Below are 9,693 nucleotides of genomic sequence, written 5' to 3' on the forward strand. Positions count from 1 at the left end.
CCAGACTGCCGGAGAGTATCGTCACCGGGATGTCGTCGGCGCCTGCCATGTGCAGGTCTCACACGGGCCCCGTCTTCAAATGCGGGGATGTTCACCGGGGAGGTCGGCGCTGGTTCCCTACGGTGGTGGCGCGCGTCTCCGACCGTGGTGGCGGTCGCTCCCGACGGTGTCAGTGTCCACCCCCGACGTGCTGCTCGAACGCGTGTGCGGCCCGGAGGACCGTCGCGTCGTCGAACCGCTCGCCGACGAGCATCAGGCCGACCGGGAGGCCGTCGTCGGTCCCGCAGGGAACGGACGCGGCCGGGTGGCCCGTCACGTCGAACGGGGCCGTGTTGGGGAGCATGTTCAGCGCCCGGTCGATGGCCTCCACCCGCGACAGCTCGGGGTGGCGTTCGTGCGCCGTCTGCGGCGTGGTCGGCATCGCCAGTACGTCGACGTCCGCGAGCAGGTCGTCGTACGCGCCGGCCAGCTCTCGACTCAGGTTCTGTGCCTTCGCGTAGTAGTGGCTGCGGTACTCGTCGGCGAGGTACTGGCCGAGCACCAGCGTCAGCTTGAGCGTGGCGACGTAGTCGTCGGCCTGCGCGCGCCGCGCGCGGCCGAACGCGTCGGCGAACTGGGTGTCGTAGGAGCCCTTCCCGTAGTGGCCGACGCCCTCACTGCGGACCGTGGCGGCCGTCGCCTCCATCGCGATCGCGTTCCAGATGGGGAGGCCGTCGAGATGCATCGGGAGCGACACCTCCCGCACCTCGGCCCCGGTGGCCGCGAACTCGTCAAGCGCCCCGTGGACCGCTTCGTCGACCCCGGGGTCGCTCTCCTCGTGGCCGAACCCCTCCGCGAGGACGCCGACCGTGACGGCCTCGGGGTCGTCGTCGAGCGCACCGACGTAGTCGTCGGTGGGCACGACTCCCTGTCGCGGGTCCCGGTCGTCCTTCCCGGCGACGACGTTCAGGACGCGCGCGCAGTCCTCGACGGACGACGCCATCGGCCCCGCGTGGTCGAACGACCGCCCGAGGCCGACGATTCCCGTGTAGGGGACGAGGCTGTGTGTCGGCTTGTGGCCGACGATGCCGCTCCACGACGCGGGGATGCGGATGGACCCGCCCTGGTCGCCGCCGATCGCGACGTCGACGTCGCCCGACGCGACTGCGGCCGCACTCCCGCTCGACGACCCGCCCGCGATGTGGTCCTCGTCGCGGGGGTTCAGCACCGGCCCAGTCGCGGACAGTTCGCCGCTCCCCGAGAACGCCATGTCCTCCATGTTGAGCTTCCCGGTGATGGTCGCGCCCGCGTCGAGCAGACGAGTGACGACGGTGGCGTCCGTCGTCGGGACGTAGCCCTCGAACAGCTTCGAGCCCAGCGTCATCTCTACGCCGGCGACGGCCACGTTGTCCTTGATGCCCACCTCGTACCCCGCCAGCGGGCCGTCGTCGGCCCCGCTGACGCGACACTTCGTGACGAACGCGTTGAGCGGGTCCTCCTCGACGCCCGGCTTGTATCCGGGGTCACGGTCGGTGTGCTCGATGCGCGGCCGCGGGTCGACGAGTTCGTCGAGTCGCTCGTAGCCCGCGAGGACGTCGGGGATGACGTTCGCGAAGTCCGCCACCTCCTCGTCCGTGAGGTCGATGTGGTGGTCGGCGGCCTTCTCGCGAATCTCCTCGGGCGTCGGCGGCTGCACGTTCGGTGGCTGCTCTGACATGGTACCACGTAACATATCAGCCCGTCCACACATAAGCCCTGCCGTCGGGCGGTTCCGTCCGCGTCCCCCGGCCGTCCGTCGCCGACGCACGACCGGCACCGAGCGACACGTTTTTGCCCGGTCTTTGATGACTGTCGGCGTATGACGCTCGCCGAGCGCATCGACGCCTTCCTCGTCTGGGCCGAGCGGTGGGCCCGTGGCCTCTATCACGGGATGGTCTCGCACCCGGCGTACGAGAAAATCGAGAAGGAGGCCGAGGACATCGAGGACACCTTCATGCTGGCGTGTTTCCCCGACGCCTTCGGGATTCCCTCGCCCGTGTCGTACTACACCGCCGAACTCCTCCCGTATCTGGAAGACGAGTTCGAGGCGTGGGAGCGGCGGATGTGGGACCGCGGGTCGCTCCTCGAACGGAAGGGCCAGCAGTACCACTTCTAGCCATGCGCGAGTTCGTCTTCTTCGGCGGCAAGGGCGGTGTCGGCAAGACCACCGTCTCGAGCGCATACGCGCTCAAGTGTGCCCGCGCGGGCGTCGACACCCTCGTCGTCTCGACCGACCCCGCCCACTCCACGTCGGACGTGTTCGACCAGCAGTTCTCCGACGACCCCACGTCCGTCGAGGGCGTCGCGAACCTCGACGCGATGGAGATCGACCCCGACGAGGAGGTGCAGCGACACCTCATGGAGATCAGGCGCGCGATGGGCGACCAAGTGAGTCCCGCGATGGTCAACGAGATCGACCGACAGATAGAGATGGCACACCAGACGCCCGGCGCCTACGAGTCGGCGCTGTTCGACCGGTTCATCGACGTGATGCGGAACAACGACTACGACCGCGTCGTCTTCGACACCTCACCGACGGGCGGGACGCTCCGTCTGCTGTCCCTGCCGGGCCTCCTCGAGGGGTGGATCGACCGTCTCATGCACAAGCGGAAGCAGTCGGTGAAACTGTTCGAGCGCGCCGCCATCGGCAACAACGAGCCACGACGGATGATGGAGGGCGACCCGATCATCGCGCGCCTCCAGGAACGCAAGGAACTGTTCGAGTTCGCGGGGAGCGCGCTCAGAGACCGGGCGGCGTTCTTCCTCGTCGTCAACCCCGACGAACTCTCCCTCCGGGAGACGTCGCGCGCCGTCGACAACCTCCTCGACGCGGGCCTCTCCGTGGAGGGGCTGGCAGTCAACCGACTCACTCCCGAACCCGACCCGGACGAACAGGGGCGGGGGGCGCGTTTCCTCCGTGACCGCGTCGAGACCGAACGCGAACGGCTCGACACCCTCCGCACCGAGTTCGACCAGCCACTCGTCGCGGAGATCGAGACGCGGGTCGCCGAGGTGAAGGGGAACCTGCTCGACGACGTGGCCGCGGAACTGGCCATCGACGTCGAGGCCGAACCGACCGCGTGAGTCTCGACGGAAACGCCGTCGTGACCGTCTGAATGGGGTAATTTCGGCCGTTCTGGAGATACCATATCGGCTGTGCGTGTCGGTAACAAATCCGAACTATTAAATAGTGAATTTCTCATGGTCAAAAATGGGGCTTACACATGGTACAAGCTATCACGCTGGTGGTACTGACGCTGGTTACGTTCAGTATCGGGTATCTGGGCTACTCGAGGTACCTCTCGCAGTTCGTCGAACTCGACGACAGCCGAGAGACGCCGGCGCACAAGTACGAGGACGGACAGGAGTACGTCCCGGCGAAGAAGCCGGTACTTCTGGGGCATCACTACTCGAGCATCGCGGGCGGCGCACCCATCGTCGGGCCGATTACCGCGACGGTCGTCTGGGGCTGGGTCCCGGCGTTCCTCTGGGTCGCCATCGGGAACCCGCTGTTCGGTGCCGTCCACGACTTCATGTCCCTCTCGGCCAGCATGCGCCACGAGGGCAAGTCGATCGGCTACATAATCGGCGAGTACGTCGGCGACCGCGGCAAGAACATGATCCTCTGGTTCGCGTTCCTCACGATCATCCTCGTCGCGGCCGTCTTCGCGCTGGTCATCGCCGTCGTGTTCAACGCGTACCCGCAGGCGGCGACCGCCTCGCTGGTGTACATCGCGCTGGCACTGGTGTTCGGCGTCTATCTCTACCAGCTGAACCTGCCGTTCCTCCCGGGAACGGTCGCGTTCGTCACGATGGTGTTCGCCGGCGTGTGGGTCGGCGCGCAGTTCCCCATCGCGCTGGTCCCCGGCGACTACCCCGCCGGGACGATGGTGCTCTTCGCCGAGGGCTTCCTCCCGCCGGTGCTCGGGAGCGCCAACATCGCGATGTGGATTCCAGTGGTCCTCATCTACGGCTTCGTCGCGAGCGTGCTCCCGGTGTGGGTGCTGCTCCAGCCGCGTGACTTCCTCACGTCGAGCCTGCTGTACGCCGGTGTCGGCGGGACGCTGCTCGCCGTCATCGTCGGCACGCTCACCGGCGCGGGCCAGCAGCTCACGGTGAACGTCCCGGCCTACGCGGGCTTCTGGGGCGGGGCGCTGGTCGACACGAGACTCCCGCTGTTCCCCATCCTGTTCGTCACCATCGCCTGTGGGACCATCAGCGGGTTCCACTCGCTCGTCTCCTCGGGGACGACGGCGAAGCAACTCGACAAAGAGACCGACGCCCGCACCATCGGCTACGGCGGCATGCTCGGAGAGGGCCTGCTCGCCACCGTCGCCATCGTGACGGTCGCCGTCTACGCGCAGGTGCCGGCGGGCGGCGGTATCGGCCTCGCGCTGCCGAACTTCGCGACCGGCGGCGGCCTCATCCTCAACATCGGCTTCGGCATCCCCGAGTCGCTCGCCGCGCCGTTCATGGGGCTGGTGCTCGTGAGCTTCCTGCTCACGTCGACCGACACGGCCATCCGCCTCGGTCGGTACATGCTCGAGGAAATCGTCGGCACACCCGAGACGCAGGTACAGGAGGTCGCGGCGAACCGCTACGTCAACGCCGGCCTGCAGGTCGCGCCCGCGTACGTTCTGGTCGCCTCCGGCCGGTGGGCAGATCTCTGGCCGCTGTTCGGCGGGGCGAACCAGACGCTCGCGGCGCTCGCGCTCCTGGTCGCGACCATCTGGCTCGCCAACTGGGACGACTCCAAACAGCTCATCAGCACCGGCGCGCCGATGGCGCTGATGCTCGCCGTCACGACGACGGCGCTGCTGTATCTGGCGTTCTACCAGAACCTCTACCAGAAGTTCCTCAACGACGCGTGGATGGCGGAGGCGACGACCGTCGCGATGGCGTCGTCCGCGGTACAGATCGTCATCGCACTCGTCCTCGTCGGTCTGGCGCTCTCGCTGGCCTACATGGGCATCTCGAACGTCCGCAAGGCACGGTCGACCGGACCGGCCGTCGCCGACGGCGGCGAGCCGTCCGACGACTGAGGACTCCCCGCGGCTCGACTTCTCCCCTCTCTTCGACCGCCGAGCGCCGCCGCGGCTGGTGGGTCACGCCCGCGAAGAGCCGTGCCGTCGGGACCGACTCGCCGGTCGAGACGACGGCAACGACACCGACGACGGTGACGACGAGCGCGAGACCGAAGACGAACCGGTGTCGGCGCATCGTCCCCCCGCTCGGTCCGTCCCGTCAGCTCCGCCGGTTTCACCGCTCACCCGAACAGGCGGCGTTTGAGACGCGACACGAGACCGGCGTTCGACTCGATGGGTTCCCACGTCCGCAGCGCGTCGGCGACGTCGGCGTTCCGGCTCACGACCAGGTCCTCACCCCTGGGGTCGACGACGGCCAGGTGGACCTCGTAGTGGCCGTGGTAGCCGTACTTGAGGAGGGTCCGGTCCTCGAACGACGCGACGTACTCGCGGACGTCGTCCGGGATGTCGTCGGTGACGGCGACGAAGGTGAAGTCGGTCGCGTAATGCTCCTCGTCGGCGTCGACCCACTCGTCGGCGAGGGTGTGGCCGAGGTCGACGAACCGCTCGAGGTCGCTCACGCGGACTGGGCCGCGGGCGGTGAGAAAGAGGTGTTCGTACGCGTGCTGGTGACCGTAGGTGATAGCGGGGTGGATGAACTGCTTGTGGCTCTCCATCCGGAGTTCTCCCTCGAGCGTGAACGGCTCCCCCTGGACGGTGACGTCCTTCTCGAGGTCGTAGTTGAACATGACCCGGTCCGACACCCGGTCGACGTACTCGTCGTCCCAGTCGGGGACGTCGGCTCCGTCACCGTCGTCGGCCGCCGCCAGGCCGGGGTCGTCCGCGTCTCCCGTCGGGGGCGCCGCCTCCCGCCGCTCCTCGTCGGTCGTCATCCGTCCGTCTCGCCCTCCGAGTCGCCTTCGTACGCGTGTGCGTCGCCCGAGACGGCCGGGGCACCGACGGCGACGACGGTGACCGTCCCGCCGGCATCGTCCGGGTTGTACGCCCGCTGTGGGCTCTTCGGTTCGACGGCGAAGAACGACCCCTCGGGGACCTCGTACGTCCTCTCCGGCGTCTCTACCGCGAGCGTCCCCTCGACGACGTAGAACAGCTCCTCCTGCTCGTCGTGGTAGTGGTACGCGAGCGGGAGCTGTTCGCCGGGGTCGGCGCTGAATCGGTTGACCGCCAGCTGCGACAGGCCGGCTGCCTCGGAGACGCGGCGGAGTTCACAGGGCCGGTCCGGGACGGGTTCGACCTCTGTTGGGTCGACGACGCGGTATCCCATACCCGGTCAGAGGTGACAATCCGATAAAAGACCGTTGACGACGCCGCTATCCGTGCTGCTCTCTCCCCGCGGCGCGCTGGTCGGTGTAGGCGTCGTCCGCCTCCACCCGGTCGAGGGACGACCGGTACACCTGCGATAGCTCGTACTTCTCCTCGTCGTACCACTGCTGTGGCTCGCTCTCGGTGCCGTCGTCCTCGTACTTCTTCCCGCCGGGATACTTCGCGTAGCGGAGGCTCCGTGTCCACCCCATCTGGAGGTACTTCGGCGCCACGTCCATCCCGACGAAGTCGTCTTCCGCCCGGTACTCCTCGAACCGCTCGAACAGCGCCCGCGCGGCCGTCTCCGCCCCGTCGAGCGTCTTGACGTCCCAGAGCGGGAGGAGTTCTTCCTTGTACGGCTGGACCTCGAACGTCCCCTGTTCGCCCCGTCCGACCTCGTACGCCTCGGGGTTCGCCCGGAAGTCGACGTCGTACGCCGGGCCGTCGCCCGCGTCGTCCCCGCCGCCGTTCGGACCGTCCGACATACCGGTACGTGGGTGTGCCGGCCGATGTGTCTGCTGGCCGGTCGGCCGCGACGTGTGTGCGCCGCCCCCGCACTATCACCGTTTTTAATGTGGACGCGTCCCCATCGGGAGGTATGGGTGGAAAGCAGACCGAAGCGTGCGGGCGCTGTGCCATGTCGTCCGTCGTCGGGCTCTCACGGGACGAGGACGACGGCGACTCCCGGTCGCGGGACCCCTTCGGCGAGGCGCGCATCGAGGTCGACGAACGCGAACTCCGGGCCGTCTCGCCGGGTGCGTGGCTCGCCGGCGTCAAGCGGCGACTCGACGAGGCAGCGACCCGACTCACCTACGGTAGCCGGTGAGTGGGTGGTCGGTCCCCGGTCGGTGCGACGACCCGTAACCGTGTCACCGCTTCCCGCGGAGCGCTTTTCACGAAGCAACCACTGTGTAACTGGATAGGCAATGGAAGAGAGCATCTCGGGGTTCAAACACCGTGGCTCGTGGGGCGACATCGTCGAGCACGGTGAGCGCATCACCCGCGCGCTCCGCGACGCTGGCGTCGACAGCGAGGCGTTCGAGGAGTGGGACGACTGGCGACCGAAGTCGCACGAACGGCTCTCGCAGGACGTCAACGAGAAGACCGCGGCGCAGGCGAGCGTCGCCGAGGGGGAGGGCGAGAAGGCGGGGAAGAAGCCTGAGGAGGACCTCCAGAGCGCCGGGCGAAAGCTCTCGGAGTCGTACGAGAAGGTCGAGGAGGGGGACAACGAGGGAGCCGTCGAGCGCTGGCAGGACTCCATCGACTACGTCAAGCGCGCCGCCGACTCCGCGAGCCGGAAGGCGCTCCGGACCGTCGAGAACACCGTCTACCGGAAGGTGATGACGCAGCTCGCGCCGTACTACTTCGACAACGAACTCGTCAGCGCCAACGTCCAGCGGGTCACCCGGGGCACGGGCGACGACGTCGAGTTCGTCTTCGAGGTCAACGTCAACGACGACGACCTCAAGGAGGCCGTCTCGGAGCGACTCACCGCGTACGAGGACGAGGTCGACCGCTGGCACATCGACACCGAGAAGGACACCACGACCGCCGAGGCCGCAGAGGGCGTCGAAGCGCCGCGGAACGACCCCGAGTCGAAGTCGACGACGAACTGACCCGCCGCACCGCGCCGCAGTTTTTTATCACACACCTGCCTCTCCACACACATGCCAGGGCCGCTCCGCATCGACTCAGGCGAACTGACCACCGAAGAGATTCTCTCCGCGCTCCAGGAGGGACGCCGCATCGTCGTCACGACGGAGATGATGGGCGGGACGTACGAGGTGACGCTCCGTCACGACGGGACGATATTCTACTGTGACACGCCGACCACGCTCCACAAACACGAGGACGAAGAGGAGATGCGGACCTGTATCACCAAGATGGGCTACGCCCGGAGCGAACCGGCGGACGACTGACGGCCACTCCCTCACGCTTCACTCTTCGCCCTTCGGCCCACGCGACACGGCGGCCAGTCGCCTGTGCGCCGCCCACACACACCCCCACGAGGAGGTTTAATCACGGCTCCCTATCTCGTAGCTGTATGGCAGACTCCCCCGACATGGCCAATCTCCTCGAGACCGACGACCCCGGGTTCCAGCACGTCCTCTCGTGTGTGTTCGGCATCCAGGACCACGAGAGCCGGACCTACCTCGTGCTCCTCAACAACCCCGGGAGCACCGTCGCCGAACTCGCCGAGGTCCTCGACCGCGACCGGAGCAACGTCAACCGGTCGTTGACGACGCTGATGGAGAAGGGTCTCGCGAGCCGACAGCGTCGGCTGCTCGACCCCGGCGGGTACGTCTACCAGTACACGGCGACGCCGCTCCCCGAGGCGAAGCAGATGCTCCACGACGCGCTGGACGCGTGGGCCGAGACGGTCCACGAACGCATCGACGAGTTCGGACCCGAGGGGGCCTGACGCCGACTACTGCCCGGTGTAGGCGACGAGGTGGTCCGTGAACGGGTTCACCACGTAGAGGTGGCCGGCGCCGACGGCCGGCGAGACGGTCTCGGTCGTCTCCGACGGGAGCGTCCACAGCACGCGCGACCCGGTGCCGAACCGGGGACGCTCGCGGTGGAGCGCCGCCGAGCGCGTTCCGAGCGCGACGACCGCCCCCTCGGTCGCGACGGGCGACGCGCGGACGACGTCCGTCCGCAGGTCCCACCGCCACTGGACGTCACCCGTGGCGGCGTCGAGCGCGACGACGTCGCCGTCGACGACGAACACCGTCTCCGCCCTCGCCGCGGGGGATGCCAGTCCGCCGACGGGGGCGCGCCACTCTTCCTCGCCGTCCACCGTCAGCGCGACGGTCCTGCTCTCGCTGGAGTACCCCCGCGCGTACACCCGGCCGTCCGCGACTGCGGGTCCGGAGAGACAGTACGGGAGGTCGACCGCCCACCGCTCGTCGCCCGTGGCGGCCGACAGCGCGCGCAGGCGGTTCCTGTCCGGGACGTAGATGGTGCCGCCGACGACGGTGGGCGCGACACCGACACCGTCGGACTCGTGGACGTTGAACCGCTCGTACGCCAGCGGTTCGAACCCACCGCGGCGCCACTCGACGGTCCCGTCGGTGACCGACACCGCCAGACACTCGTTCGACGTGCGGAGGTACGCCGTCCCGTCGGCGGCGCGCACGCTGTAGGCGTACCGCCCCTCCGGCGTCAGTTCCCAGCGCCGCTGGCCCGTCGCGGTGTCGTACCCGACGACGCGCCCGCCGCGTCCGTCCGGTCCACCCTCGTACGTCGTGGCGACGAGGACGCTGTCCGACCCGGTGACGGCCGGCGACCCGGCGACTTCGGTGGGTGCGACCCCCGCTGCCTCCCG

At 68.4% G+C, this 9,693-nt stretch carries 12 protein-coding genes; 7 read left to right on the forward strand and 5 right to left on the reverse strand.

Translation table 11 applies throughout. The annotated features are described in order from the left end of the window. Positions 1–169 precede the first annotated feature (169 nt). Positions 170–1,696, reverse strand: a complete 1,527-nt coding sequence (locus tag ACESK5_RS17790; RefSeq protein ID WP_372912923.1) for an amidase — start codon at positions 1,694–1,696, stop codon at positions 170–172. Positions 1,697–1,837: 141 nt separating this feature from the next. Here ACESK5_RS17790 and ACESK5_RS17795 point away from each other — a divergent pair, with 141 nt between their 5' ends. The 3 genes from ACESK5_RS17795 to ACESK5_RS17805 all read left to right on the forward strand — a co-directional run bounded on the left by ACESK5_RS17795 (position 1,838) and on the right by ACESK5_RS17805 (position 5,060). Further along, complete coding sequence (locus tag ACESK5_RS17795; protein WP_372912924.1) at positions 1,838–2,134, forward strand: hypothetical protein; 297 nt, start codon at positions 1,838–1,840, stop codon at positions 2,132–2,134. 2 nt (positions 2,135–2,136) lie between these two features. Beyond that, on the forward strand, positions 2,137–3,102 hold the full coding sequence (locus ACESK5_RS17800; RefSeq protein ID WP_372912925.1) for an ArsA family ATPase: 966 nt from the start codon (positions 2,137–2,139) through the stop codon (positions 3,100–3,102). A 140-nt stretch (positions 3,103–3,242) separates the two neighbouring features. Continuing rightward, positions 3,243–5,060 carry a carbon starvation protein A gene (locus tag ACESK5_RS17805; protein WP_372912926.1) on the forward strand — a complete coding sequence of 606 codons (1,818 nt, stop codon included), beginning with the start codon at positions 3,243–3,245 and terminating at the stop codon, positions 5,058–5,060. A 224-nt stretch (positions 5,061–5,284) separates the two neighbouring features. Here ACESK5_RS17805 and ACESK5_RS17810 read toward each other — a convergent pair whose 3' ends face one another. From ACESK5_RS17810 to ACESK5_RS17820, 3 genes are read right to left on the reverse strand one after another with little or no spacing between them, the layout of a single operon-like run. Next, entirely contained in the window at positions 5,285–5,935 is a 651-nt protein-coding gene (locus tag ACESK5_RS17810; protein ID WP_372912927.1) for a hypothetical protein, read from the reverse strand. Beyond that, the gene (locus tag ACESK5_RS17815; protein WP_372912928.1) at positions 5,932–6,327 is read right to left on the reverse strand and encodes a cupin domain-containing protein; all 396 of its coding nucleotides are present in this window, start codon (positions 6,325–6,327) and stop codon (positions 5,932–5,934) included. The genes ACESK5_RS17810 and ACESK5_RS17815 overlap by 4 nt, the downstream gene beginning before the upstream one ends. A 46-nt stretch (positions 6,328–6,373) precedes the next feature. Further along, positions 6,374–6,850: a DUF4385 family protein gene (locus ACESK5_RS17820; RefSeq protein ID WP_372912929.1), complete on the reverse strand. Its 477-nt coding sequence runs from the start codon at positions 6,848–6,850 to the stop codon at positions 6,374–6,376. A 113-nt stretch (positions 6,851–6,963) separates the two neighbouring features. Here ACESK5_RS17820 and ACESK5_RS17825 point away from each other — a divergent pair, with 113 nt between their 5' ends. From ACESK5_RS17825 to ACESK5_RS17840, 4 genes are all read left to right on the forward strand, one after another. After that, entirely contained in the window at positions 6,964–7,191 is a 228-nt protein-coding gene (locus ACESK5_RS17825) for a hypothetical protein (protein ID WP_372912930.1), read from the forward strand. Positions 7,192–7,291: 100 nt separating this feature from the next. Then, positions 7,292–7,981, forward strand: a complete 690-nt coding sequence (locus tag ACESK5_RS17830; RefSeq protein WP_372912931.1) for a DUF5828 family protein — start codon at positions 7,292–7,294, stop codon at positions 7,979–7,981. A 51-nt stretch (positions 7,982–8,032) separates the two neighbouring features. After that, on the forward strand, positions 8,033–8,284 hold the full coding sequence (locus ACESK5_RS17835) for a hypothetical protein (protein ID WP_372912932.1): 252 nt from the start codon (positions 8,033–8,035) through the stop codon (positions 8,282–8,284). A gap of 125 nt (positions 8,285–8,409) precedes the next feature. Continuing rightward, positions 8,410–8,787: a helix-turn-helix domain-containing protein gene (locus ACESK5_RS17840; protein ID WP_372912933.1), complete on the forward strand. Its 378-nt coding sequence runs from the start codon at positions 8,410–8,412 to the stop codon at positions 8,785–8,787. A gap of 6 nt (positions 8,788–8,793) precedes the next feature. Here the strand turns inward: ACESK5_RS17840 and ACESK5_RS17845 are convergent. Continuing rightward, on the reverse strand, positions 8,794–9,693 hold a 900-nt coding region (locus tag ACESK5_RS17845; protein ID WP_372912934.1), incomplete at its 5' end, for a PQQ-binding-like beta-propeller repeat protein.

This window comes from Salinigranum sp., assembly GCF_041641895.1.
Classification (GTDB): domain Archaea; phylum Halobacteriota; class Halobacteria; order Halobacteriales; family Haloferacaceae; genus Salinigranum.